We start from the raw sequence: 24,690 nt of genomic DNA on the forward strand, positions 1-24,690 counted from the left end.
ATCCGGTGCATGACGGTGTCGCCTGAGGAACCCCGACCGGCCGCCGAGTTCCCACCGACCACGCGTGAGCGGTGGCGGGAGCTGGCGCTCGGGGTATTGCGCAAGTCCGGGGTCGAGACCGGTTCCCCGGAGGAGGCGTTGGCCTCCACCACCTATGACGGTGTGACGATCGCACCGCTCTACGACGCGTCCGATCTGCCCGGCGATCCCGGCCTTCCCGGCTCCGCCCCCTACATCAGGGGCTCCGCCCCCGAGGGGGGCTGGGAGGTGCGGCAGCGCCACGAGGTGCCCGATTCCGAGGCGATCCTCACGGACCTGGAGAACGGCGTCACCTCACTGTGGCTCACCCTCGACCCCGAGGACCTGCCGCGGGCCCTGGAGCGGGTCCACCTGGAGCTGATCTCGGTCACGCTCGACGCGGGCAAGCGGACCCGCGAGGCGGCCGAGGTGCTCCTCGGGCTGGCGGGTGAGAAGGCCGGCACGCTGAAGGGGAACCTGGGAGCCGACGCGCTCGCCGACGCGGAGACCGCGATCGAGCTGGCCCGCCGCTGCGTTCGGGACCACCCCGGCCTCAGGGCCGTCACGGTGGACGCCACCGTCTATCACGACGCGGGAGGCGGTGACGCCGAGGAGCTCGGTTGCTCCCTCGCCGCCGGAGTCGCCGCGCTGCGTACCCTGACCGGCGCCGGCCTGACCGTGCCCGAGGCGTTCGGGCAGCTGGAGTTCCGGTACGCGGCCACCGCCGACCAGTTCCTCACCATCGCCAAGCTCCGGGCCGCCCGCAGGCTCTGGGCGCGTGTCGCCGAGGTGTGCGGCGCCCCCGACGAGGGACAGCGGCAGCACGCGGTGACCAGCTCGGTCATGATGACCGCCCGCGATCCGTGGGTGAACATGCTCCGCACCACGCTCGCCTGTTTCGCGGCCGGGACCGGCGGGGCCGACGCGGTGACCGTCCAGCCCTTCGACGCCCGCCTCGGCCTGCCGGACGCCTTCGCCCGCCGTATCGCGCGCAACACCCAGTCGCTGCTCGTCGAGGAGGCCGGTGTGGCCCGGGTGATCGACCCGGCCGGCGGCTCCTGGTACGTCGAACGGCTCACCGAGGACCTGGCCTCCAGAGCCTGGGAGTGGTTCCAGGAGATCGAGCGCGCCGGGGGCGTCGGGGCGGCCGAAGGCTCCGCGCTCGTCGCCGGACGGCTCGCCGCCACCTGGGAGCGGCGCTCGGCCGACATCGCCAGGCGCCTCGACCCGATCACCGGCGTCAGCGAGTTCCCCGACCTCGCCGAGCGGCCCCTGGTCAGGCAGGCCCGGTCCACCGGGAGTACCGGGGTGCACTACGCGCAGGAGTTCGAGGCGTTGCGCGACCTGGCCGACGCCCAGGCGAGCCGGCCGAAGGTCTTCCTGGCGACCATCGGCCCGGTGGCCGCGCACACCGCCAGGGCGTCGTTCGCGGCCAACCTGTTCCAGGCGGGCGGCATCGCCACCGTGGCCGGTGGCGCCATGACGGACCCCGCCGAGATCGCCGCCGCGTTCTCCGCCTCCGGCACCGAGGTCGCGTGCCTGTGCTCCAGCGACCGGCTGTACGCCGAACACGCCGAGGCGGTGGCCGCCGCGCTGAGGGGTGCGGGGGCGCGCAGGATCTGGCTGGCAGGAAAGGGCGGGTTCGAGGGCGTGGACGCCAACCTCTACACCGGGTGCGACGCGCTCGGCGCGCTCCGGACGACCTTCGACGACCTGGGGGTGGCTCGATGATTCCCGACTTCTCCGAGATCGAACTCGGTGCGCGACCGGCGGTGCCCGGCCCCGCCACGGGGGACGGACCTCGTGGCCCGGTGTGGGAGACGCCCGAGGGGATCGACGTCAAGCCGCTCTACACCGCCGCTGACACCGACGGTCTCGACTTCCTGGAGACCTACCCCGGCGCCGCGCCCTATCTGCGCGGCCCGTACCCGACCATGTACGTCAACCAGCCGTGGACCATCCGGCAGTACGCCGGTTTCTCCACCGCGGCCGAGTCCAACGCCTTCTACCGGCGTAACCTGGCAGCCGGGCAGAAGGGACTGTCGGTCGCCTTCGACCTGGCGACCCACCGGGGCTACGACTCCGACCACCCGCGCGTCGCCGGGGACGTCGGTATGGCGGGCGTGGCCATCGACTCCATCTACGACATGCGGCAGCTGTTCGACGGCATCCCCCTCGACAAGATGAGCGTGTCGATGACCATGAACGGCGCGGTGCTGCCGGTGCTCGCGCTCTACGTCGTGGCCGCCGAGGAGCAGGGGGTGGCGCCCGAGCAGCTCGCCGGGACCATCCAGAACGACATCCTCAAGGAGTTCATGGTCCGCAACACCTACATCTACCCGCCGGTCCCCTCGATGCGGATCATCTCCGACATCTTCGCGTACACCAGCGAGAGGATGCCGAAGTTCAACTCGATCTCGATCTCCGGATACCACATCCAGGAGGCCGGGGCCACGTGTGACCTGGAGCTCGCCTACACCCTCGCCGACGGGGTGGAGTACCTGCGGGCGGGTGTCCAGGCGGGTATGGACATCGACAGGTTCGCGCCGCGCCTGTCGTTCTTCTGGTGCATCGGCATGAACTTCTTCATGGAGGTCGCCAAGCTGCGGGCCGCCCGGCTGCTCTGGTCGCGGCTGGTGTCCGGGTTCGGAGCCAAGAACCCCAAGTCGCTCTCGCTGCGGACCCACTCGCAGACCTCCGGCTGGTCGCTCACCGCCCAGGACGTCTACAACAACGTCGTCCGCACCTGCGTCGAGGCGATGGCCGCAACCCAGGGCCACACCCAGTCGCTGCACACCAACGCGCTGGACGAGGCACTGGCCCTGCCCACCGACTTCTCCGCGCGGATCGCCCGCAACACCCAGCTGCTGCTCCAGCAGGAGTCGGGCACCTGCCGGGTGATCGACCCCTGGGGCGGTTCCTACTACGTCGAGCGGCTCACCCACGAGCTGGCGACCAGGGCATGGGCCCACATCGAGGAGGTGGAGGCCGCCGGAGGCATGGCGAAGGCCATCGACGCCGGGCTGCCCAAGCTCCGCATCGAGGAGGCCGCCGCCCGTACCCAGGCGCGCATCGACTCCGGGCGCCAGCCGGTCATCGGCGTCAACAAGTACCGGCCCGACGCCGACGAGCCCATCGAGGTGCTCAAGGTCGACAACACCTCCGTACGCGCCCAGCAGCTCGACAAGCTGCGCCGCCTGCGCGCCGAGCGCGACCCCGGGCGGGTGGAGGAGGCACTGACGGCACTCACCAAGGGGGCCGCGGGCGACGGGAACCTGCTCGCGCTGGCGATCGAGGCGGCCCGTGCCATGGCCACGGTCGGGGAGATCTCCGACGCCCTGGAGCGGGTGTTCGGGCGGCACGCGGCACAGATCCGTACGATCACCGGCGTGTATCGCGAGGAGGTGGGATCCGGCGTGGACGCGGTCCGCGAGGCGTGCGCCGAGTTCGAGCGGCTGGAGGGCCGCCGCCCCCGAATCCTGGTGGCGAAGATGGGCCAGGACGGTCACGACCGGGGCCAGAAGGTGATCGCCACGGCCTTCGCCGACCTCGGCTTCGACGTGGACGTCGGCCCGCTGTTCCAGACGCCCGAGGAGGTCGCCCGGCAGGCGGTCGAGGCGGACGTGCACGTGGTCGGCGTGAACTCGCTGGCCGCCGGCCACCTCACGCTCGTACCGGCGCTCCGCGAGGCGCTGGCCGAGCTGGGCGCGGAGGACGTCATGATCGTGGTCGGCGGTGTCATCCCGCCGGGCGACTTCGACGAGCTGCGCGCCGCGGGCGCGAGCGCGATCTTCCCGCCCGGCACCGTCATCGCCGACGCGGCCAGGGGCCTGCTGGCGGACCTGCTCACCCGGCTGGGTCATGACGCGAACGCTTGACGACTACGTCCAGGGGGTGAAGGAGGGCTCCAGGGTGTGGATCGCGCGGGCGATCACACTGGTGGAGTCCTCCAGGGCCGACCACAGGGAACTGGCCCAGCGGCTGCTGGTCGAGCTGACCCCGCTGGCCGGCGCGGCGCGCAGGGTCGGCATCACCGGCGTGCCCGGCGTCGGCAAGTCCACGTTCGTCGACGCGCTCGGCACGCGGCTGACCGGGGAGGGCCACCGGGTGGCGGTGCTCGCCGTCGACCCGTCCTCGACCCGTACCGGCGGGAGCATCCTGGGCGACAAGACCAGGATGTCCCGCCTGGCGGTCGACCCGGCCGCCTTCATCCGCCCCTCGCCCACCTCGGGCACCCTGGGCGGGGTGGCCAGGGCGACCCGCGAGGCGATGGTCGTGGTGGAGGCGGCCGGGTACGACGTCGTCCTGGTGGAGACCGTCGGCGTCGGCCAGTCGGAGACCACCGTCGCCGACATGGTCGACACCTTCCTGCTGCTCACCCTGGCCAGGACGGGCGACCAGCTCCAGGGCATCAAGAAGGGCGTGCTGGAGCTGGCCGACGTGATCGCGATCAACAAGGCCGACGGTGCCGAGGGCAGCTCCCACGAGCTGGACGCGCGCAGGGCCGCCAGGGAACTCGCCGGAGCGCTCCGCCTGCTGGGCGCGGAGCGGACGCCTCCGGTGCTCACCTGCAGCGGGATGACCGGTAACGGCCTGGAGGAGGTCTGGCACCAGGTCGTCAGGCACCGTGACGCGCTGGAGGCCTCGGGGGAGCTGGCCGAGCGCCGCCGCCGCCAGCAGGTCCGCTGGACCTGGGCCATGGTCACCGACCGGCTGCTCGCCCGGCTCCGCGAGCACCCCGAGGTCGCGGCGATCATCACCAAGCTGGAACGCGAGGTCGCCGAGGGTGAGGTCACTCCCTCGCTGGCCGCCGACCGCATCCTCGCGGCCTTCGGCAGGGGCAACTGACGGCTCCGGGCACGGGCCTCTGGTAACCCTGGGTGACCTCGGGTGACAGCGCTGACGAGAGGCCGATCCGCCATTTACGCAACCGTGTTAAGCGCAGGTTAACGAGGCCTGTGTCCGGAACCGGTAAGGTTCATGTCGAATACGAGCTTGATCACTTCTGGTAGGTCATGTGATACTTCGTGCAAAGATTTACCAATGCTGCGATGTGATGCGCTTTAGTGCTTAAAGCAGGTAATGAGACAGACGAGGAGGCTCGGAGCGCCCTAGAAGGATTGTCGGCCGGTCGACCCTGATTCGCTGGTTGACCAGTCGTTATCCGCGCGCCGAGCGGGAGTGGGACGAGCGGGATGTCCCGTTTTCGAACACCGCTGTGCTCACCCGCGCGGGCGGTTGTCTCATGCTGCGCGAATTCACATCACGTGAGGTGGGAGACGTTTGTCCATGGCCATCGACGTGCATGCTGGTTCCGGTCGCCGAGTGAGGTCCGTTTCGATACGCAGGGCTCTGCCGAAGTTGTACCGCGAACCGGTGGCCGCGCTCGCCGAGTTCGCCCGGGAGGCCGAGGGGGAGGTCGTCCGGCTGGAGCTGGGGCTGTTCCGCCCCTACCTGGTCACCCATCCCGACCACGTCCAGCAGGTGATGCGCGTCGAATGGACGAACTACCAGCGCCTGGGGATGTTCTGGCGCCCGCTGGAGCGGATCTTCGGGCACAGCATCATGAGCGACGGCGAGCACTGGCAGAACAGCCGGAAGGTCCTGCAGCCACTGTTCACCACGCGGTACATCGCCACGATCGCCGAGGAGGTGTCCAGGCGCGTCGCCGGGCGCGTCCAGGAGTGGGACGAGTACGTCAGGTCGGGGCGCACCTTCGACGCGGCCACGGAGATGTCCAGGATCCTCAGCTACATCGTCAACCGGGTGCTGTTCGGGGACAAGCTGAACCGGGAGGACGGGGACCGCATCATCCCCGCCTTCGAACGGGTGTCCCACTCGCTCGTCTACCGGATTCTCATGCCGTTCATGCCGTATTTCATCCGTATACCTGGGGACCGGGCCTTCCTGAAGGCCGTCAAGAAGATCGACGGCGTGGTCTTTCCCGTGGTCAGGAAGGCGATGGCCGCCCCCGACGACAATGTCGACATCATCTCCGTGCTCTGCCGGTCCGTCGACGAGAACGGCGACGGGCTCACCGAGAAGCAGATCCGCGACGCCCTGGTCAGCGTGTACGCCGCGTCGTCGGAGACCACCGCGATGGTCCTCACCTGGCTGTGGCTGCTGCTGGACGAGCACCCGGACGTCAAGGCCAGGCTCCAGGCGGAGATCGACGAGGTGGTGGGCGATGGGCCGGCCCGTCCCGAGCACATCCCCCACCTCACCTACACCCGCATGGTCCTCCAGGAGACCTTGCGCCTGTACCCGGCGGGCTGGCTGCTCCCTCGCGTGGTCATGGAGGACGCGGAGATCGGCGGCGTGCGGATCAAGGCCGGTTCGACGGTGCTGATCACCCCGTACGCCACCCAGCGGCTTGAGGAGTTCTGGGAGCGTCCGGACGAGTTCGACCCCGAGCGGTTCGCGCCGGGCAGGGCCGAGAGCGAGGAGCGCAGGCACAGGTACGCCTACTTCCCCTTCGGCGGCGGGCCGCACAAATGCCTGGGCGAGCCCCTGTTCTACGTCGAGACGCCACTCGTGGTCGCGAGCATCCTCAGCCGGTTCCGGATGTCGGTGCGCACGCCGGGGCCGTTCGTCACGGCGTGGGCCGCCTCACTGCGCCCCAAGGGCAAGGTCGAATTGGGCGTGTCCTCCGTCCGGCACGATCGGGACGGGGGCCCGCGATGACGGGGCGGCCCGACCCCGGCGTCCGGCCGGAGGCGATGGAGGCCGGGACGATCTGCGCCCGTGCCGGCCACTCCCAGCGGGAGATGCGCGAGTGGGCGGAGACCTATCCCGGCCTGTTCTCCGCGAAGCCCTTCGACTCGGCCCTGTACAGCACCCTCTCGCTGGCCATGGCGTTCGGCGGGCCCTGGTTCACCGCCGAGCAGCTGCGGATGGCGAACAAGACCTCCCTGTGGGCGTTCGGGCTGGACTGGCTCGTCGACTACGTCGCCACCTCGCCGGCCGAGGTGGCGGACATCGCCCGGCGGTGCCTGGACGTGGCCGCCGGGGGGCCGCCGGTTCCCGGCGACGACCTCACCCGCATGCTCGCCGGCATCCGCGACGAGCTCGCCTCCTCGCCCGCCTTCCCCGAGCTCGGACCGATCTGGCGCGACGAGCTGGAACGCATGCTGGACGGGATGCTCGCGGAGTGGCGCTGGAAGAGCGACAAGGTCACGCCGACCTTCGAGGAGTATCTCGGCAACGCCGACAACCTCGGCTTCTCCTTCGTGTTCGCCGCCCACTGGATCCACGTCACGGGTCAGGGCGCGGTCGCGGACGTCGGTCCGCTGCGCGAGGCGGGCCGGGCCGTGCAACGGGTCATCCGCCTCCTCAACGACCTGGGCACCTACGAGCGGGACGTCGCCTGGGGAGACCTCAACGTCCTGCTGCTCGACATCGGCCGCGCCGAGGTGGAGCGGCGGATCGCCGAGCTGGCGGCACGGAGCAGGGAGCTGGTCGCCCCGCTCCGGGAGGCTCATCCGGAGCTGGCGGGCTACATGGAACGGCAGATGGACTTCTGTGCCGGTTTCTACCAGGTCGGCGACTACTGGGGGGCGTTGTGAGCGTCGACGGGCTGTCCGCTCCCGCGGTGCTCGGCGCCTCGCCGGCGATCGGCCAGGGAACCCTCGACGGGTACGACGCGGGGAGCGGCACGAAGAGCGGCACCGGGGTGGGCGACGGAATCGACACGGTCGCCGAGGCGCGCGAGCTGGTCGCCGGGCTGCTGGCCCAGCCCTGGGGGCAGGTGTCCGCCTCCCCGTACGAGACGGGCCGGCTGGTGAGCCTGGCCCCGTGGCTGGCCGGGCACACCGAGCGGATCGGCTTCCTGCTCGCCACCCAGCGGCCGGACGGCGGCTGGCACTCATCCGGCGACCACGCTCTGGTCCCCACCCTGAGCGCGGTCGAGGCGCTGCTGGCCGAGATCGGGCGCGGCACCTCTGCTGCCCCCGACCTGCTCGCCAAGGCGGCCGACCGCGGGCTGGAGGCCGTGCGGAATCGCCCCCGCTCCGCCGCGCCCCTGCCGGACACGCCCGCGATCGAGCTCATCGTGTCGTCCCTGCTCTCCCTGATCGACGGCCACCTTGACGGGGAGGGGCCGAAACCACCCCCGGGCCTGGACGGTGCCAAGCTGGCCGGGGTCAGGGCGTGGCTGGCGTCGGGCGCGGAGATACCGCAGAAGCTGGTCCACGCCCTTGAGATCGCGGGAGCGGAGGCGACGGCGGCCTCCGGGATCCTCCCCACGCCGATGCCCGGCGGGATGGCGGCCGTCGGCGCCTCGCCCGCGGCCGGCGCCGCCTGGCTGGCCGCGTCGCCCGGCTCCAGGCCAGGCCAGGAAGCGGCCGTACGGCGCTACCTGGAGGCGGTCGTGGCCTCCACCGGCGGGCCGGTGCCCTGTGCCCTCCCCATCACCGTGTTCGAGCGAGGCTGGACGCTCAGCTGGCTGCGGCGCGCGGGAATCCCGGTGGACGCGTCACCGGAGCTGGTCGCGAGCCTGCGGGACGGGCTTGGCCCCGAGGGGGCCGCCACGGGGCCCGGTCTTCCCGAGGACGCCGACACCACCTCCGTCGCCCTGTACGCGCTGGCGTTGATCGGCGAGCCGCGCGAGCCCGAGGGGCTGTGGCCGTTCGAGACGGAGACCCACTTCTGCACCTGGCGCGGGGAGGAGGGGATGTCCCCGACGACCAACGCGCACGTGCTCGACGCCTTCGGCGAGTACCTGCGCCGGTGCGGGGGAGAGCCCCGCCACGAGGCCGTCGTGACCAAGCTGGCGGCGTGGCTGCGTGACCGCCAGGAGGCGGACGGCAGCTGGACGGACCGCTGGCACGTCTCGCCGTACTACGCCACCGCCTGCTGCGCCATCGCGCTGCGCGAGTTCGGCGGTGAGGAGTCGGCGGGCGCGGTGGGCGGGGCACTGGCGTGGGTGTTCGGCACCCAGCGCGCGGACGGGTCGTGGGGCCGCTGGGAGGGCACCGCGGAGGAGACCGCCTACGCGCTGCAGACCCTGCTGCTGGCCGGCGCGGCGCGGGAGGAGGAGCGGTGGCGGGAGGCCGTGGAACGCGGATACCGCCGCCTGGCGGCCACCCGGGACGGCGAGGCGCCGTCGCTCTGGGTCGACAAGGACCTGTACCTGCCGGCGGCGATCGTCAGGGCGGCCGTTCTGGGCGCGCTTCACCTGGCACGGCGCGCGCTCTCACTTCCTGAGGACGACTCGTATTGAGAATTGACTATGAATTCAAAATAGGACAGAAGGGCTCATCTACTCTGTCCCGCCTTGAGTGTGTTTAGTGACATTGCTAGGGTTCGGCGGGTGTGATGTGGGGTGTCCCGCTGATCCGTGCGATGTGGCGACCGTTTGAACTACATGCGTCGACTGCCGCAAAAATGTGCCGTCTATTTTCTTTCTGCTTCCCGGGGTGGATACCATGCGCTTGCGTAACGCGAGCTTGCGGACCAAGGTCACGGCACTTCTGGTGTCGCTCACCGCGCTCTGGGCGTTCACGGCATGGGTGACGGTCCGTGACGGTCTGAACATGCTGGGCGTGGCGACCCTCAACACCGACGTGGCGGAGCCGGGCGAACGGCTCATCGTCGAGTTGCAGGCGGAACGACGGCTTACCGCGATCACGCTGGGCACGGTCGGCACGGAACGCCGGCGGCGCGAGGCGCTGGCCGCCCAGCGCGGACGCACCGATGCCGCAGGTGCGAACTTCCGGGAGCTCACCGCCGGCAGCAGCAGCGTGCAGCTGCTGGGAAGCTCGGCCCTGGGGCAGCGTATCGCCGAGACACGCCGGCTGCTGGACGAGCTGGCCACCACGCGCAAGGCGATCGACACGGGCCGGGGCAGCCGGACCTGGGCGGCCGCGGAGTTCACCGGTATCGTCGACTCCGTCTACCGCGTCTACGACTCGCTGGCCACGCTGGACGACGAGGAACTCGCCAAGGACACCCGCACGCTCATCGAGATGAACCGGGCCCGGGACCTGCTGTCCCAGGGAGACGCCCTGGTGATGGGCGCCCTGACGGCGGGCAGGTTCGCCGACGGCGAGCAGGTCAGGCTCACGCAGATCGTCGGCACGCGGCGCTTCCTCCTCACCGAGGCGGTGGCCGAACTGCCCGCGGCCGACCAGGAAGTCTATCGGCGGCTGGCCACCAGTGAGCAGTTCACCCGGCTGAGAGCCATGGAGGAGCAGCTGATCGGGGACGCGAGCATGGTGTCGGCCGGAGTGGTCGATGTCGCGCGGTGGAGCTCCGACGCCCAGTCCGCACAGGCCAAGCTGACGGAGGCGGTGCTCACGGCCGGCGACGGCGTGGTCGAGCGGTCGGGCCCGGTCGCCGTCGGCGTCATAGTACGGCTCGCGCTGGCCGGCGGCCTGGGTCTCGTGGCCGTCATCGCCTCGGTCGTCCTGGCCATCACCACGGCCCGCGCCCTGGTCCAGCAGCTGGAGAAGCTGCGGGCCGCCGCCTGGGAGCTCGCCAACGAGCGGCTGCCCTCCGTGGTCGAGCGGATCGGCCACGGGCAGGTGGTGGACGTCGCGGCCGAGGCGCCGCCCCTCAAGTTCGGTGACGACCAGATCGGGCAGGTCGGCCAGGCGTTCAACGCCGTACAGCAGACCGCCATCAAGGTCGCCGCGGAGCAGGCCCAGCTCCGTCGCGACATCGCCGACATCCTGCGTAACCTCGCCCGCCGCACCCAGTCGCTCGTGCATCGCCAGCTGAGCGTGCTCGACGTCATGGAGCGGCGCGAGAACGACCCGCAGGAGCTGCGTGACCTGTTCCGGCTCGACCACCTGGCGACCCGGATGCGGCGCTACGCGGAGAACCTCCTCGTGCTCTCCGGCGCGGCGCCCGGCCGGGCCTGGCGCGACGCGGTCCCGATGATCGACGTGGTCCGCGGCTCGCTCGCCGAGATCGAGGACTACACCCGGGTCGACGTGATGCCCCTGGGAGAGGTGGCGCTGGACGGCCGGGCCGTGAGCGACGTGATCCATCTGATCGCCGAGCTCGTCGAGAACGCCGCCTCCTTCTCCCCGCCCTACACCACGGTCCAGGTCGGCGGGCACCTCGTGGCCCACGGCTACGCGCTGGAGATCGAGGACCGGGGGCTGGGCATGAGCGCCGCGGACATCGCGGGGGCCAACGAGCGGATCGCCAACCCTCCGGAGCTCAAGCTCTCCGGTAACGCCAGGCTGGGCCTGTACGTCGTCAGCCGCCTGGCCGAACGGCACGAGATCCGGGTGACCTTCAAGGCGTCCCCGTACGGCGGCACGACCGTCGTCGTCCTCATCCCGCAGGACCTGATCAACGAGGAGCAGCCGGAAGCCTCCGTCGGCGTCGGCGTGCCGCAGGCACGCCCGGCGAGCACCGGCGAGATGAACGGCACCACGTCCGCGGTCGCCGCGGTCCGCGGCCGGGCCGGCGATCCCCTGGGCATCGCCGGCCCGGTGCGGACCGGCGGCGCCGAGGGAGAGCCCGTCGACGAGTCCGTCCCGGGGGCCTGGCCCGAGGCGTGGGAACCCGCGTCTCCCGGCCGCGTCGCAGACCCGGGCCTTCCCGCGGGTCTCGCCGATCCGGCGGCCCCCGGCCGCTTCGCCGATCCCGCGGCACTCAGGCAGCTGCCCGACTCCGGAGCACCGGTGAGCCTGCCCGACTTCACGAACCCCGGGCCTCCCGCCGCACCGGGCGCGCCCGACGGCTCCGCCGCTCCCGGACGTTCGGGCGGCCCGGGGGCGGCACTGCCGCCCGTGCTGCCCCCGCCCGACAGCAGCCACACGCCGGGCGGCCTCCCGAGGCGTGTTCCCCAGACGCATCTCGCCGCCCCGCTGCAGGACGACGAGGTGGCGGCGCCGGTGCCCCCGGACGACGACGGCGCCGACGAGCGCTCCCCGGAGATGATCCGCGCGGCCATGACGTCCTTCCAGGCGGGCACGCGCCGAGGCCGCGACGACGCGGCCCAGCTGACCAGGCGGGCAGGCGATCCCGTGGACGAGGGTGGGCCCGCCGCGTGACCCCAATATGTGAGCGTGCCGGTCCGGTGCCGATGAGGTGCCGAGGGCCGGCGACGGAACATCGGCAGGCAGAAGGAGAGGACAACGAGTGGTGCAGGGAACAGGATCTTTCACGGACCTGGCCTGGTTGCTGGACGACCTGGTCTCGCGGGTGGAGGAAGCTCAGCACGGAATCGTGTTCTCCACAGACGGCCTGCTGCTCGCCGCGTCGGCGGGATTCCCCCCCGCGGACGCCGAACATCTGGCCGCCGTCGGATCGGCGATCCAGAGCCTGGGCCGGGGGGTCAGCGACCGGGTCGGTGCCGGGCCGATGCGCCAGACCATCATCGAGATGCGGACGGCGTACCTGATCGTGACGGCCGCCGGGCAGGGAGCGTGCCTGGCGGTGCTCTGCGGAGCCGAGGCCGACGTCGGCCTGGTCGCCTACGAGATGGCCATGCTCGTCACCCGCGTCGGCCAGTACCTCACCTCGCCCACCCGGACTGTCGACTCCTCCTTCAGAGGCGACGGCACGCGATGAGCATCTTCGACGAGCAGCCCGAGGCCCAGTGGGTCGGCGACGAGGCGGGGCCGATCGTCAGGCCGTACGTCCTGACGCGGGGCAGGACCGAACCGACTCGCGGTAGGTTCGACCTCATCACCCTGGTGGTGACCATCCGGCAGGTCTCGTCGAGGGAGCCGGGCCTGGACCCGGAGTGCCTGGCCATCGTCCGGCTCTGCCGGCTGCCCCAGTCGGTCGCGGAGATCGCCGCCCACACGAATCTTCCGGCAGGCACGGTCCGTGTCCTGCTCAGTGACCTGCTTGATCAGGGATTCATCGCCATGCAAGAACCGCATTCGGAGACGGACATGCACGACGAGATGCTGTACAGGGCGGTGCTCGATGGACTCCGTGCGCTCTAACCGCGACGCCGGACGCGTGAAGCTGCCCAAGGCGATCAAGATCCTGGTCGCCGGAGGGTTCGGTGCGGGCAAGACCACGCTGGTCGGCGCGGTCTCCGAGATCGAGCCGCTGCGCACCGAGGAGACCCTGAGCGACCGGGGTATCGGTGTCGACGACCTGTCGGGCGTGGAGACCAAGCAGACCACCACTGTCGCGATGGACTTCGGCCGCATCACCATCGGCGACGACTACCGCCTCTACCTGTTCGGCACACCTGGGCAGGAGCGCTTCTGGTTCCTCTGGGACGAGCTGGCGCTGGGCGCGCTGGGCGCGGTGGTCCTCGCCGACACCCGCAGGCTGGCCGACTGCTTCCCCTCGCTCGACTACTTCGAGCGGCGCGAGACGCCCTTCATCGTCGCGGTCAACTGCTTCGACGGGGCTCGCCGCTACGAGCTCGACGAGGTCAGGCTCGGGCTGACCCTCCACGAGGACATCCCGATCGTGCTGTGCGACGCCAGGCAGCGGGAGTCGGGCAAGGAGGTGCTCATCGCCCTCGTGGAGCACGCGATGCGGATGCGGCTGGGCATGCCGTCCTCTCCGGGGAGCGTCGAACCCTCCGCGGAGCGGACCGGGACCCGCTGACGCCCGTCCCCCTTCCGGGGCGGACGGGAGCCTGCGAGACCGTCCTCCCCGTGGAGCGGGTGGTCCCGCACGGTGGGAACGCCCACCTCCGGGGCGGATCGTCACCGTCTCGGGAGCGTTTTTGTCCCTCCGGCAGGGATGAATCCCTCCCCCTCGGACGCGTGTACGCGACGCCCCGTGCCCGGCGTGTCACGATAGCGGCGATCATCGGGAGTCCTACTGCGCGGAGAGCCCTATGTGTGACGATCCGAACATGCCTCTCCCCGTGGCGCGGGCGCTCGGAGAGTACCAGGCACTGCTGGCCGAGCACGGGGTCACCTGGGGTGAGGATCCCATCTTCTACGTCAAGTCGATGGCCACCGACGCCTACCTGATGGGCACGACGACCTTCTGGGAGGTCTGCTACGGCATGCTCGGCGCCCGCTACCCGGGAATGCCGTTCAAGGAGCTCGGGGACCGCCTCGACGAGCTGGACATGGACGAGGTGGTCCGCGGTGTCCTGGCGGGCAGGGTGCTCGACAACCTCGCCGCGCTCCGCCTCACCGGGGAGGGCGCCGTGGTCGAGGCGCGGGCGCGGGCCGTGCTGGACGGCAGCCCCCTGCGCACGACGCTGCTGGTCGACTCCGCCAGGCCGGAGCCGGTCACCGTGCTGGTGGACGGGCGGGCACACGTGGTCGGCCCCGGCGGTGCCCGGCTCATCAAGATCACGAATCGGAGCGAGGTGGTCGCCGACGGCCTACCGGTCGACCTGTCGTCACTGGCACGCCGGGCCCCCGCGGCCCGCCTGCGGGTGCGCGCCGGCCTGGCGTGCAAGTGGAGCGTGTACGGCGAGCACAGGCAGGGCTGGTATCCCGAGGGTGCCCCCGACAGGTACGACTACCACGTGATGCCCTACTTCCACGGCGACGACCTGGTCCTGGAGGTCCCGGCCGAGACGCTGACGGTCCGGGTCTCCAGGGGCATGGAGTACGGCTCCGCCGAGGTCACGCTCACCCCGGCCGCGGGGGAGGAGACCCTCGTCGAGCTGACCCCAGAGCGGCTCTACGACGCGGCGGCCCTCGGCTGGTACGGCGGGGACATGCACGTCCACCTCAACTGGGCGGGAGACATGGTCGGCACGCCCGAGCTCGCGGGGGCCATGCAGCACGGCGAGGACCTGCACGTCCTCAACCTGGTCGCGGGGAACGTCTCCTCCGAGCGGGTCTACGACTCCGAGGCGCTGGAGCACTGGGCGGGACGTGACCTGCCCTGGTCCGACGCCTCGCACGTGGCCAGGATCGGTGTGGAGTACCGCAACGACCTGCTCGGCCACCTCTACGCCTTCGGCGTCTCGGCTCCGCCCGCACGGTTCCACACGGGTTTCCTCGGCACCGCCGACTGGCCGCCCAACAGCGTCGCCTGCGAGGAACTCCGCGGCCTCGGCGCCGTGACCGGCTACAGCCATCCCTTCCACACGCCGTTCGCCGACGCCGACGCACCGGACAAGGCACTGTTGTGGGGACGCAACTGCTCCTCCAGGGAGATCGTCGCCGACGCGGCTCTCGGCCTCGTCGACACCCTCGACGTGCTCAGCCAGACCTCGATCACCGCGACCGCCGCCGTCTACCGGCGCCTGATCGGGGCGGGCAACCGCATCGCGGTCACCGCGGGGACCGATGCGATGGTCTCCTTCGCCCGGCGGGGAAACCAGTCCAACCCGCCCGGCTGGGCGCGGGTCTACGCCCGGGTGGACGGAGCGCTGAGCGCCGCGTCGTTCGCCGAGGCGGTCAGGAGGGGCCGTACCTTCGGCACCACCGGCCCCTGGCTGGAGCTGTCGGCCGGAGGCCACGGCCCCGGTGCCACCCTGGACCTGTCGCCGGGCGAGCGGATCACGATCACCGCCCGGTCGGTGGGTCCCGAGGTGCAGCGGCTGGAGATCCGCACAGCCGACGGCGTGCTGGCCGAGGGGCCGCCCGGCGAGCTGACCGCGGAACTGGTCGTCGGCGACCCCACCTACGTGGTCGCCCTCGCCACCGGTGGCCCGCACGAGCGGTCCTTCACCGGCGAGGTGTACGCCCACACCAGCCCGGTCTACCTCGACGTGGACGGCCGTCACGTGGCCAGGGCCGAGGACGTCGGCTGGTGCCTGGAGTGGCTGGACACCCTGGAGGCGCTCCTTCGCGAGGAGGGCGTCTTCGAGACGGCCGGGCAGCTCACCGACCATCTTGACCTGATCGGCCGGGCCAGAGAGGTCTACCGGGAACGCCTGACCTGACGGCGCGCGACCGGAGCCGCTCTTCGGGAGTGCCCACGGGGTGGGACATGCGAGGCTTGTCAGCATGAATCGCCTGGCTGAGGTTGACCTGTCACGGAAGCTCACCAAGAACGAGGCCTCCGAGCGTCTCGACGCCGCTCTCGAACGCCTGCTCCACCTGCGGCTCACGCTCGGCGGCCAGGTCGGCGAGCAGCGCATCGGTCCGCCGCTGTGCGTGGTCTTCGAGGGGTGGGACGCCTCGGGCAAGGGAGGTGCCATCAAGCGGCTGGTGCGCCCGCTGGACCCGCGCCACGTTCGCGTCGCGCAGTTCGCCGCGCCGACCTACGACGAGAAGCGCCACCACTTCCTGTGGCGGTTCTGGCCGGTCCTGCCCGGCTGGGGCGGGATGACCGTGCTCGACCGCTCCTGGTACGGCCGGGTGCTGGTGGAGCGGGTCGAGGGCTTCGCCGGCGAGGAGCAGTGGTCCCGGGCGTACGGGGAGATCGTGGAGTTCGAGCGGACCCTCACGGCCGAGGGCATGATCTTGGTCAAGTTCTGGATGCACGTCTCCGAGGACGAGCAGCTACGGCGCTTCCAGGACCGGGCCGGTGACCCGCTGCGGGCCTGGAAGCTCACGGACGAGGACTGGCGCAACCGCGAGAAGCGTCCGCTGTACGAGGCCGCGGTGGAGGACATGCTCGCACGTACCGACCATCCGAAGGCGCCGTGGCACGTGGTCCCCGGTGATGACAAACGCCTGGCCCGCGTCACGGTGGTGGAGACCGTCTGCGCCGCGATCGAGGCCGAACTCGCCGCCCGGGGCTACGAGCCGGCGATTCCCGCCGCGCCGGAAGCCGGGGCGGAGGATGTGGCGGACGACTAGCGGGACCGTGTCGTTAAAGCCGTTCTGACAAGAAGCATGGAAGCGGTGGGGACGTGCCAGGCGCCGCCTGTCGGGGGAGACGGCAGAATCAAATGACTGTCCGTTCGTCTGTCATCGTTCTTCGTCGTCGCGGGAGGGTGTGACGCATGCGGTTGAGCTCACGGCTGAGCAGGCTGGACCGGAGGGTGTTCGCCATGGTGGCGAGCGCGAGGCTGCCCGGTCTTGAACGTGTCGTGCCCGCGCTGTCACGCGCGGCGGACAACTCCCTGCTGTGGGCCGGGGTGGCCGGAGCGTTCGCGGTCAGCGGGCGCCGGCCGTTGCGCCGCGCCGCGACCAGAGGGCTGCTCGCGGTCAGCCTGGCCAGCCCGCTGGTCAACCTGGTCGGCAAGCAGGCCTTCCGCCGGAGCCGGCCGTCGGCAGAAGGGCTCCCGCTCGCCCGGCTGATCAAGATGCCCACCTCGGCGTCGTTCCCCTCGGGCCACTCCGCCTCGGCGGCCGCCTTCGCTGCGGCCGTGGCGATGGAGGCGCCTCGCGCGGTCGCGGTCCCCGTCGCGCTTCTCGCGGCCGCCGTCTGCTTCTCCCGCGTCTACACCGGCGTGCACTATCCGGGCGACGTGCTCGCGGGGGCCGGGATCGGCGTGGCGGCGGGACTGGTCACCCGCCGCATCTGGCCCGACGCCGGAGAGGCGGGGCACGCCCGCGCCGCCCTCACGGCGCCCTCCGCGCTGCTCGACCCGGAGGGCGAGGGGACGGTCGCCGTGGTCGACGGCGCGGCCGACGCCGCCGCGGGAACGGCGGAGACGCTACGCGCGGCCCTTCCCCGGGCCGAGGTCGTCGAGGTGGCGCCGGGTGCCGACCTCGGGGCCGCCGTGCGGGACGCCGCTTCGCGGGCCAAGGTGCTCGCGGTGGCCGGAGGGGACGCCGTGGTCAACCTCGCGGCACAGGAGACGGCGGGCGCGGCGACCCCGCTGCTGGTCGTCCCCACGGGCGTCCGCGGCCGATTCGCCCGCGCGCTCGGAGTCGAGACCGTGCAGGAGGCGGCTGAGGCGTACCGCAACGGTGACCTCGTGGCCGTCGACGTCGGTGAGGTCGCGGGCCGGACGTTCGTCAACTCCGTCAGTGTGGGCCTCTACCAGGCACTGGCGGAGAGCAGGGAACGGCGGCAGAGCCGGATCGGCACGTGGCCCGCGCTGTTCTGGGCCATGGCCGAGGTCCTCGGCCCCGGGGGCGCGCGGCCGGTGGATCTCATCGTGGACGGTGTGCCCAGGCGTGTCTGGGCGGTGTTCGTGGGCAACTGTCGTTACGAGGCACGCGGTGGTGCTCCCGCCAGGCGGCAACGCCTGGAAGACGGTCTGCTGGACATCCGCGTGCTCGCCGCCGCCGACCGGCTGCCCCGGGTGCGGGTGTTTCTCAGCCTGCTGGCCGCAAGGGTGAAGCTCTCACGCCACTACCAGCAGTGGCAGGCCGACACGCTGCGCCTCTCGGCTCCCTCGGGCCGGCTGCCGCTGGCGCGTGACGGTGAGACGTTCACGGTCACGGGCGAGGCGGAGTTCACCAAGCGCCCGCGCTCGCTCCTCGTGGTCCGGCCGTCCGGCTGAGATCCGGGTGACGTCTCGACAGTGATCGGGATCCGCACCGGTCGCCGAGGGCGACCGGTGCGGAACATCCCGATCTGTTGACGTGGGCTCACTGCCGGAGCCGTCCCGATCGTTGGGGCGCCGGTGTTCCTAGCGCCTCATCGCTTGGCACGTGCGGTCTCGGGTGCATCTGGCGATGGTCTCCGAGGCTGTCGGTGGATCAGCCGCCGCCTCCGCCACCGCCGCCTCCGCCGCCTCCGCCGCCTCCGCCGCCGCCTCCGCCGCCACGGGGGCCGCCACCTCCGCCGCCGCCTCCGCCTCCGCCACGGGGACCGCCGCCGCCTCCGCCGCCGCCCCCGCCGCCGACGATGTTGGTGTTGGTGTTGGTGTTGGTGACATTGGCGCCGCCGCCACCGCCGCCACCGCCGCCACCGCCACCGCCGCCACCGCCGCCACCGCCGCCGCCGCCGCCTCCGCCGCCACCGCCGCCACCACCACGTCTGGCGCGGCACCTCGCGGGATTTCTGGCGAACCTGCAGGGCTGAGCGGAGCTGAGGGTGGTCGTGGTGGCCTCCTGGGCCACGGTGCCCGCACTGGCGGCCTGGGCCGACATCGCTACGGGGGCGGCGAGGGTCGAGACGACCATCGCGCCGGCTGCGAGCATGTTCCTAAGGATGATCATGAGAGATCACTCCTGCCGAATCGGTGGAACCCTGGGAGATACCCGGGCTGCCAAGACGCCTGACCGGTATCGAGGACGACACCCGACCTGGCGTCCGGATCTGACTCACGCTAGGTGCGAAGTGTGAGAACGGTCATCTCAGGGAGGCAAAGGTAGCGGTTCAGTCTGATTGCCCTAGGGTTCCCGACAAGAATTAATCAAAGGCGTTTAATCACTCTGAGCTACACCTCAAGTGGCGAGGGTAGTTGTTTCCAAAGCTCTCCTGATCCGATGGCATGGTTTTCCGGGAACTCCTCATGGCGCGGGTGGCCTTCGAGGGTGAAAGACCCGGTTTGGGTAAGCACCCGGGCTTTTCGCCGTTTTCTTCCACGCGCTCCGGCGAGAGCCGGGCCGAGAATGTTCACCCGTACTGGTCGGTATGAGGGGACATGTGGGCCTCCGGTCCTCCGGGTGGTGTGGGGGTAGATCATGTTGTCCCGTCCGTGGTGGCGGACATGACCTCGCGCCGCCATATCGGCCGCCGGGAAACAGCCGAAACCGGTTCGGGGCTCCAGATAGCGGAGGGTGCGGGAAAAGGCTTGACAGGACCAGAGGTGTGCTGTCACATTCCCCTCCCGCAGGAGGGGTCGTTGGGGTGCTGAGGCTTCGGACACCGAGTCGCGCGAGCCGCCTTTCCGGCCCGGCGCGTATCCGACCTCGGCGGACCCTTTATTGTCCCGATGACGATTTTCCGCGGAATCCCAGTGGCGTCAGAGAACTCGCCCAGGCTCTGGAGGCCTATCGGGGCGCGCTCGTCGTGGTCAGCCACGACCTGCCGTTCCTGGGATCCGCCGGTGTCACCCGGTGGTTGTCCGTGAATCGGGAGGGGGGTTGGTGGAGACCACCGACTTTCCGGCACTGTTTGACGGACAATGATCGATGCGGCAATAGTTTGGTAAGTGACTACCCCCCGTATCCTCGCCTGTGCCGTGGCAACTCTGGTGGCCCTGACCGCCTGCACCGCGTCCTCTGACGAGAAAGTGGTCGGCCCGGCCACCGCGGGCGGTGTGGCCGGAGTGGGCCAGGGGTCCGGCGGCCAGGCCTCTTCGCCGCCCACCGGCTCACCCGCCACCTCACCCGCCGTCGTGACGCTGACGCCCGAGGAGTACCGGACCGAGCTGGAGAAGGCGCGCGGCCCGGTGCGTGCCGCGGTGAAGAAGCTGGCCGCGACCGGCGGGCTGAAGACCCTCGACAAGCGGCTGAAGCAGACCTCCACCGCGGTGGACGGCGCGGTGACCCGATTGGCCGAGCTGGCCCCTCCCGCGGAGGTGAAGGTCCAGCACGACGACTACGTCGAGGCCCTGCGCGCCCTGTCGGTCGCCTTCGGAGGCGCCCGCCAGGACGCCGAGGCACAGCGGTTCTGCACCGGCCCCGCCGTGCTGACCGGCATGGACAGAGCGGGGGAGCTGTCCGATGTGGAGAAGGCGGCCGACGCGCTGAGCGGATATCCGGCGAGCGTCATCTCGGTCAAGGCGCCCAAACAGCGCACCCGCCGGCTGCCCAACGGCAGGTTCATCGCCTCCGAGGGCCGTCCGGGGCGCGCCTTCCTCGAACTGCGCAACGGCACCCGGCAGGACGCCGTCGTCGTCCTGGTGCGCGGCAAGCGGAAGGCGGTCACCGTGTACGTCAGAAAGAAGTCGAAGTTCAAGATCCGGGGGGTGCGGGACGGCAGCTACAAGATCTACTACACCTTCGGCAGCGACTGGGATTCCAAGGCCCGCAGTTTCACCCGGTCGTGCGACTTCGAGCAGTTCGGCAAGTCCGTGCGGTTCAGGACCGTCTACACCGCGGCCCAGATCCGCTGGACCGACTGGACGATCACCCTGCACGCCGTCACGGGGGGCACCGTGAAGCCAAAGCGGATCAAGCCGGGCGACTTCCCCGGCTGACCTGCTCTCCGGTGGGCCGCCACGGACGCGAAGACCGCGATCTCGTGGTGAGATCGCGGTCCCTGTGTTCCCCCGGCTCCGATCAGGTCGAGAAGAGCATCCCCACCCAGCTGCGCTGGCGGTGGTGACCGTAGTGACCGTGGTGCGGTGCACCCCAGGCGGGAGCGCCGTAGCCGGGAGCGCCGTGCGCGGGCGGCGGCGGAGGAGGCGGCGGCGGCGCAGCGTGGGACTGCTGTGACCACTGGCTCTCCATGCGGGTCAGCGTCTCAAGCTCGCCGTAGTCCAGGAAGATTCCGCGACAGCTCTCACACTGGTCGATGTGGACGCCGTTGCGCTCGTAGGTGCGCATGGCGCCCCGACACTTGGGGCACTGCATCTGGCTGGTCTCCTTTTTCGGGCGTGATTACCAAGTAACCACAACCTACTGCGTGGGCACAGCATGGCAGGCGCTTCTGTGTCGGACAATCCTCAGGCACGCCTCGACGAGGATCTCCTCGACCTCGTCCAGCGGGCGCCCCGCCCGCCCGGCGGTGGCCACCGCCGCCGCCGCGAGCTGTACGGTCATCGCCTGCGCGGGGATCTCCAGCCGTTCCCACGGGTCACCGTCCGGAGGGACGGCGCCTCCGCCCGCGGCGCGGTAGGCATCCAGGAAGCGGTGCCACACCTGCGGTTCCAGCAGCCCGGCCGCGAACCAGGCGGCGGGCCTGGACAGGTCCCATGCCTGGTCGCCGACGCCCAGGTCGTCGATGTCGATGAGGATCCACTCGTCCGGCGCGCGGACCATCTGGCCCATGTGCCAGTCGCCGTGGGTCAGGCCGCCGGGGTCCGTGGAAGGGGAGGGCAGGCAGCCGAAGGCCCGGCGTACCGCCAGTTCGGCGGCGGAGCGGCCGCCCAGGCGGGCAACGGTCGCGGCCACCCGGCTCGGCCCTCCCGCGGCTCCCAGCGGGGGCAGGGTCCGCGCGGGTACGGCGTGCAGCCGTGCCAGCAGCCGGGCGGCGGCCTCCCAGGGCGCCGCGTCCGGATCCTCGGGGTCCACCGGAGTCCCGGCCGGCCAGACGGTGACCAGCCGATCCCCTGCGGTCATGACCTCCTCGGTCACCGGCTGGAGCATGATCTGGCGCAGCGCCGGATGGGCGGCGGCCCGCATCCGCTCCACCAGCGGTTCCCGTTCCGCCCCCGGTGCGTGCGCCTTGACCACGACGGAGCTGGCCCGCATGATGATCACGTCCGGCCTGGTCGGCAGCACGGTGCCGGCCACACCGCCGTACTCGACGCCGATCCGGCGTAATTTGTCGATCAGGTCTTCGCTGTCCACCGGGCAAGTGAACCACTCGATCCAGGATCTTGCCGAGCAGCCGCATAAGGTACGAGATATGAGGATCGGGTTTGCGGTGCCGGTGTCGGGATCATGGGCGACGCCGGGCAACATGACGCGGGTCGCACGCCGGGCCGAGGAACTCGGCTACCACGAGGTGTGGACCTTCCAGCGTCTGCTCTATCCGCAGGGGCACGACATGGGCCCGATCTACCGCAGCGTGCACGACCCGGTGGTCACGCTCGCCTACCTGGCGGGGTTGACGAGCCGGATCAGGCTCGGGGTCGCGGTGCTCAACATACCGTTCGTCTCGCCCGCGCTGCTGGCCAAGCAGCTGGCCAGCCTGCAGGCGGTCTCCGGCGGGCGGCTGGACGTGGGACTCGGGCTGGGCTGGCTGCCCGAGGAGTTCGCCGCCTCGGGGGCGTCGTTCGAGCGGCGCGGGCGGCGCGGGGAGGAGTTCGTCCCGCTGCTGCGGCGCCTGTGGACGGAGGAGGTCGTGGAGCACAGCGGCGAGTTCTACGAGCTGCCGGCCGCGTACCAGGATCCCAAACCGCCCACCGTGCCGCCGATCCTGCTGGGCGGGTCGGCGGAGGTGGCGCTGAGGCGCGTCGGGCGGCTGGCGGACGGCTGGATCAGTTCGAGCCGCGAGGACCTCGATGAGATCGACAAGAAGATCTCCGTCGCCAAGGAGGCGGCTCGTGACGTCGGGCGCGATCCCGAGGCGCTGCGCTTCGTCACCCGGGGCGTCACCCGCATCCGCCCCTCGGGGACGGCCGGACGAGAGCCGCTGACCGGCTCGTTCGAGGAGATCAGGCAGGACGTCGACAGGCTGGCGGCCAAGGGCGTCACCGACGTCTTCCACGACCTCAACTTCGATCCGGAGATCGGATCGCCCGACGCCGACCCCGAGGAGTCGATGCGCAGGGCGGAGGCGGCACTGGAGGCACTCGCGCCCTGATCAAGCGTTTGGTTCGATAGAGGCATGAGGGCACAGGAGATGGCGGACCGGCTGGAGATCGGCGAGTTGCTCGCCAGATACGCCTACGCGGTGGACACCGGAGACTGGGAACGGCTCGATCTGGTCTTCACCCCGGACGCGGTGATCGACTACACCTCGGCGGGCGGCATCAGGGGCAGCAGGGACGAGGCGCGGCGATGGCTCGCCGAGGTGCTGCCGACCTGGCCGGGACGCCAGCACCTGATCGGGGCGATGACCATCAGGTTCGACGGGGACGAGGCGGCGGTCACCGCCTCGTTCACCGACACGCTCGCGCCGTCCAGGGACATGATCGCCGCCGACACCGCAGGGCTCATCCGCGGCGGCGGCTGGTACCACCACCGCCTGGTCCGCACCATGTACGGCTGGCGGAGCAGAGAACTGATCGAGGAACAGACCTGGCGGACCGTGTGTTAGGCCATGGCCCCTGGGTCTTTCGCCCACCGTTCCCCGCCACGGCAAGATCCGCGGACAGGGGCCGGAGCGGGAACGGGTAGGGGCGGTCCGGCACCGTGCGGTGGCCGGAGGCCCGTTTGGGCGGCCGTTCAACTGCGCGATGCTCCGATGTACGGGCCTGATGGCGCATTGTCGGTCTTACCCTGCCATCCTTGTTCTCGTATATATACGGCCGGAACAGGGGAGAACGGTGGACGAGCGCAAGCCGATCGAATGCTGGCTGTCGGACATGGACGGGGTCCTCGTCCATGAAGGACACCCGGTGCCCGGCGCAGACGAGTTCATCCGCCGGCTGCGCGAGTCCGGCAAGCGGTTCCTGGTCCTGACCAACAACTCCATATACACCCCGCGTGACCTCGCCGTACGACTGCGCGCGGCAGGCCTGGACATCCCGCCGGAGTCGATCTGGACCTCCGCGCTGGCCACCGCCAGGTTCCTGGACGGCCAGCGCCCCGGAGGCTCGGCGTACGTGGTCGGGGAGGCCGGCCTGACCACGGCCCTGCACGAGATCGGCTACGTGCTCACCGACATCGCCCCCGACTACGTGGTCCTGGGCGAGACCCGCACCTACAGCTTCACCCAGATCACCCGGGCGATCCGGCTGATCGAGGGCGGCGCCCGGTTCATCGCCACCAACCCCGACGCGGTCGGGCCTTCCAACGAGGGGTCGCTGCCCGCCTGCGGTGCGGTCGCCGCGATGATCACCAAGGCGACCGGGGTGGAGCCCTACTTCGTGGGCAAGCCCAACCCGATGATGATGCGCAGCGCGCTGCGGGCCATCGACGGCCACAGCGAGAGCACCGCGATGATCGGTGACCGGATGGACACCGACATCGTCTCCGGCATGGAGGCAGGGCTGCACACGATCCTGGTGCTGACCGGGGTCGTCAGCAGGGACCAGATCGACCGCTATCCGTTCCGCCCCTCCCTGGTGGTCGACTCGGTCGCCGACCTGATCGAGCTGATCGACTAGGGCCTGTCCGCCGGGCGGGGAGTACCGGAGGTGTCGAGTCCAGCAGGACACATTCCTGCCGTGATCTGTCAGGTATGGGTGCCATGCTGCCGTGC

General features: G+C 70.9%; 20 protein-coding genes. 17 read left to right on the forward strand and 3 right to left on the reverse strand.

The genetic code is table 11. The features are described 5' to 3' along the window. Positions 1-9: 9 nt before the first annotated feature. The 13 genes from ACWD3H_RS05130 to ACWD3H_RS05190 all read left to right on the forward strand — a co-directional run bounded on the left by ACWD3H_RS05130 (position 10) and on the right by ACWD3H_RS05190 (position 18,265). A complete protein-coding gene (locus tag ACWD3H_RS05130) occupies positions 10-1,749 on the forward strand; it encodes a methylmalonyl-CoA mutase family protein (protein ID WP_355548543.1) in 1,740 nt (579 codons plus the stop codon). After that, entirely contained in the window at positions 1,746-3,896 is a 2,151-nt protein-coding gene (gene scpA / locus ACWD3H_RS05135; protein WP_451954082.1) for a methylmalonyl-CoA mutase, read from the forward strand. The genes ACWD3H_RS05130 and scpA overlap by 4 nt, the downstream gene beginning before the upstream one ends. Beyond that, positions 3,880-4,866, forward strand: a complete 987-nt coding sequence (meaB, locus tag ACWD3H_RS05140) for a methylmalonyl Co-A mutase-associated GTPase MeaB (protein ID WP_451954083.1) — start codon at positions 3,880-3,882, stop codon at positions 4,864-4,866. The genes scpA and meaB overlap by 17 nt, the downstream gene beginning before the upstream one ends. Positions 4,867-5,394: 528 nt before the next feature. Then, positions 5,395-6,702, forward strand: a complete 1,308-nt coding sequence (locus ACWD3H_RS05145) for a cytochrome P450 (protein ID WP_451954084.1) — start codon at positions 5,395-5,397, stop codon at positions 6,700-6,702. After that, a complete protein-coding gene (locus tag ACWD3H_RS05150; protein WP_451954085.1) occupies positions 6,699-7,583 on the forward strand; it encodes a terpene synthase family protein in 885 nt (294 codons plus the stop codon). The genes ACWD3H_RS05145 and ACWD3H_RS05150 overlap by 4 nt, the downstream gene beginning before the upstream one ends. Beyond that, complete coding sequence (locus ACWD3H_RS05155; RefSeq protein ID WP_451954086.1) at positions 7,580-9,238, forward strand: prenyltransferase/squalene oxidase repeat-containing protein; 1,659 nt, start codon at positions 7,580-7,582, stop codon at positions 9,236-9,238. Before ACWD3H_RS05150 ends, ACWD3H_RS05155 begins: the two co-directional genes overlap by 4 nt. A 205-nt stretch (positions 9,239-9,443) precedes the next feature. Continuing rightward, positions 9,444-12,026: a nitrate- and nitrite sensing domain-containing protein gene (locus ACWD3H_RS05160; protein ID WP_451954087.1), complete on the forward strand. Its 2,583-nt coding sequence runs from the start codon at positions 9,444-9,446 to the stop codon at positions 12,024-12,026. Between the two features lie 88 nt (positions 12,027-12,114). After that, a complete protein-coding gene (locus ACWD3H_RS05165) occupies positions 12,115-12,546 on the forward strand; it encodes a roadblock/LC7 domain-containing protein (RefSeq protein ID WP_451954088.1) in 432 nt (143 codons plus the stop codon). After that, on the forward strand, positions 12,543-12,929 hold the full coding sequence (locus ACWD3H_RS05170; RefSeq protein ID WP_355548567.1) for a DUF742 domain-containing protein: 387 nt from the start codon (positions 12,543-12,545) through the stop codon (positions 12,927-12,929). The genes ACWD3H_RS05165 and ACWD3H_RS05170 overlap by 4 nt, the downstream gene beginning before the upstream one ends. Further along, positions 12,910-13,551, forward strand: a complete 642-nt coding sequence (locus ACWD3H_RS05175) for a GTP-binding protein (protein WP_355548570.1) — start codon at positions 12,910-12,912, stop codon at positions 13,549-13,551. The genes ACWD3H_RS05170 and ACWD3H_RS05175 overlap by 20 nt, the downstream gene beginning before the upstream one ends. A 253-nt stretch (positions 13,552-13,804) precedes the next feature. Beyond that, the gene (locus ACWD3H_RS05180; protein ID WP_451954089.1) at positions 13,805-15,805 is read left to right on the forward strand and encodes a CehA/McbA family metallohydrolase; all 2,001 of its coding nucleotides are present in this window, start codon (positions 13,805-13,807) and stop codon (positions 15,803-15,805) included. Between the two features lie 64 nt (positions 15,806-15,869). Continuing rightward, positions 15,870-16,667 (forward strand): polyphosphate kinase 2 family protein, encoded by a 798-nt coding sequence (locus tag ACWD3H_RS05185; protein ID WP_451954090.1) that lies wholly within the window; start codon positions 15,870-15,872, stop codon positions 16,665-16,667. Between the two features lie 146 nt (positions 16,668-16,813). Beyond that, complete coding sequence (locus ACWD3H_RS05190) at positions 16,814-18,265, forward strand: phosphatase PAP2 family protein (RefSeq protein WP_451954091.1); 1,452 nt, start codon at positions 16,814-16,816, stop codon at positions 18,263-18,265. A 199-nt stretch (positions 18,266-18,464) separates the two neighbouring features. Here the strand turns inward: ACWD3H_RS05190 and ACWD3H_RS05195 are convergent, their stop codons facing one another. Then, a complete protein-coding gene (locus ACWD3H_RS05195) occupies positions 18,465-18,926 on the reverse strand; it encodes a hypothetical protein (protein WP_451954092.1) in 462 nt (153 codons plus the stop codon). Between the two features lie 938 nt (positions 18,927-19,864). Here ACWD3H_RS05195 and ACWD3H_RS05200 point away from each other — a divergent pair. Beyond that, positions 19,865-20,854, forward strand: coding sequence for a hypothetical protein (locus ACWD3H_RS05200; RefSeq protein ID WP_451954093.1), 990 nt, complete (start codon positions 19,865-19,867; stop codon positions 20,852-20,854). An 82-nt stretch (positions 20,855-20,936) separates the two neighbouring features. Here the strand turns inward: ACWD3H_RS05200 and ACWD3H_RS05205 are convergent, their stop codons facing one another. After that, positions 20,937-21,230 (reverse strand): TFIIB-type zinc ribbon-containing protein, encoded by a 294-nt coding sequence (locus tag ACWD3H_RS05205; RefSeq protein ID WP_451954094.1) that lies wholly within the window; start codon positions 21,228-21,230, stop codon positions 20,937-20,939. Between the two features lie 45 nt (positions 21,231-21,275). Then, positions 21,276-22,169, reverse strand: coding sequence for a phosphotransferase family protein (locus tag ACWD3H_RS05210; protein ID WP_451954095.1), 894 nt, complete (start codon positions 22,167-22,169; stop codon positions 21,276-21,278). Between the two features lie 58 nt (positions 22,170-22,227). Between ACWD3H_RS05210 and ACWD3H_RS05215 the strand changes: the two genes are divergently transcribed. The 3 genes from ACWD3H_RS05215 to ACWD3H_RS05225 all read left to right on the forward strand — a co-directional run bounded on the left by ACWD3H_RS05215 (position 22,228) and on the right by ACWD3H_RS05225 (position 24,595). Then, positions 22,228-23,127: a TIGR03619 family F420-dependent LLM class oxidoreductase gene (locus ACWD3H_RS05215; RefSeq protein ID WP_355548594.1), complete on the forward strand. Its 900-nt coding sequence runs from the start codon at positions 22,228-22,230 to the stop codon at positions 23,125-23,127. Between the two features lie 24 nt (positions 23,128-23,151). Beyond that, positions 23,152-23,583 (forward strand): nuclear transport factor 2 family protein, encoded by a 432-nt coding sequence (locus ACWD3H_RS05220; RefSeq protein WP_355548597.1) that lies wholly within the window; start codon positions 23,152-23,154, stop codon positions 23,581-23,583. Between the two features lie 229 nt (positions 23,584-23,812). Beyond that, a complete protein-coding gene (locus ACWD3H_RS05225; protein ID WP_355548600.1) occupies positions 23,813-24,595 on the forward strand; it encodes an HAD-IIA family hydrolase in 783 nt (260 codons plus the stop codon). Positions 24,596-24,690: the final 95 nt, after the last annotated feature.

The sequence above is a fragment of the Streptosporangium sp. NPDC002607 genome, from assembly GCF_053592655.1.

Excerpts from the sequence above, each read along its gene's own strand:
- scpA (WP_451954082.1), top strand. The coding sequence starts at position 1,746 with ATGATTCCCGACTTCTCCGAGATCGAACTCGGTGCGCGACCGGCGGTG.
- ACWD3H_RS05220 (WP_355548597.1), top strand. The coding sequence starts at position 23,152 with ATGAGGGCACAGGAGATGGCGGACCGGCTGGAGATCGGCGAGTTGCTC.
- ACWD3H_RS05170 (WP_355548567.1), top strand. The coding sequence starts at position 12,543 with ATGAGCATCTTCGACGAGCAGCCCGAGGCCCAGTGGGTCGGCGACGAG.
- ACWD3H_RS05195 (WP_451954092.1), bottom strand. The coding sequence starts at position 18,926 with ATGATCATCCTTAGGAACATGCTCGCAGCCGGCGCGATGGTCGTCTCG.
- ACWD3H_RS05215 (WP_355548594.1), top strand. The coding sequence starts at position 22,228 with ATGAGGATCGGGTTTGCGGTGCCGGTGTCGGGATCATGGGCGACGCCG.
- ACWD3H_RS05185 (WP_451954090.1), top strand. The coding sequence starts at position 15,870 with ATGAATCGCCTGGCTGAGGTTGACCTGTCACGGAAGCTCACCAAGAAC.
- ACWD3H_RS05205 (WP_451954094.1), bottom strand. The coding sequence starts at position 21,230 with ATGCAGTGCCCCAAGTGTCGGGGCGCCATGCGCACCTACGAGCGCAAC.
- meaB (WP_451954083.1), top strand. The coding sequence starts at position 3,880 with ATGACGCGAACGCTTGACGACTACGTCCAGGGGGTGAAGGAGGGCTCC.
- ACWD3H_RS05175 (WP_355548570.1), top strand. The coding sequence starts at position 12,910 with ATGGACTCCGTGCGCTCTAACCGCGACGCCGGACGCGTGAAGCTGCCC.
- ACWD3H_RS05160 (WP_451954087.1), top strand. The coding sequence starts at position 9,444 with ATGCGCTTGCGTAACGCGAGCTTGCGGACCAAGGTCACGGCACTTCTG.
- ACWD3H_RS05130 (WP_355548543.1), top strand. The coding sequence starts at position 10 with ATGACGGTGTCGCCTGAGGAACCCCGACCGGCCGCCGAGTTCCCACCG.
- ACWD3H_RS05190 (WP_451954091.1), top strand. The coding sequence starts at position 16,814 with ATGCGGTTGAGCTCACGGCTGAGCAGGCTGGACCGGAGGGTGTTCGCC.
- ACWD3H_RS05150 (WP_451954085.1), top strand. The coding sequence starts at position 6,699 with ATGACGGGGCGGCCCGACCCCGGCGTCCGGCCGGAGGCGATGGAGGCC.
- ACWD3H_RS05180 (WP_451954089.1), top strand. The coding sequence starts at position 13,805 with ATGCCTCTCCCCGTGGCGCGGGCGCTCGGAGAGTACCAGGCACTGCTG.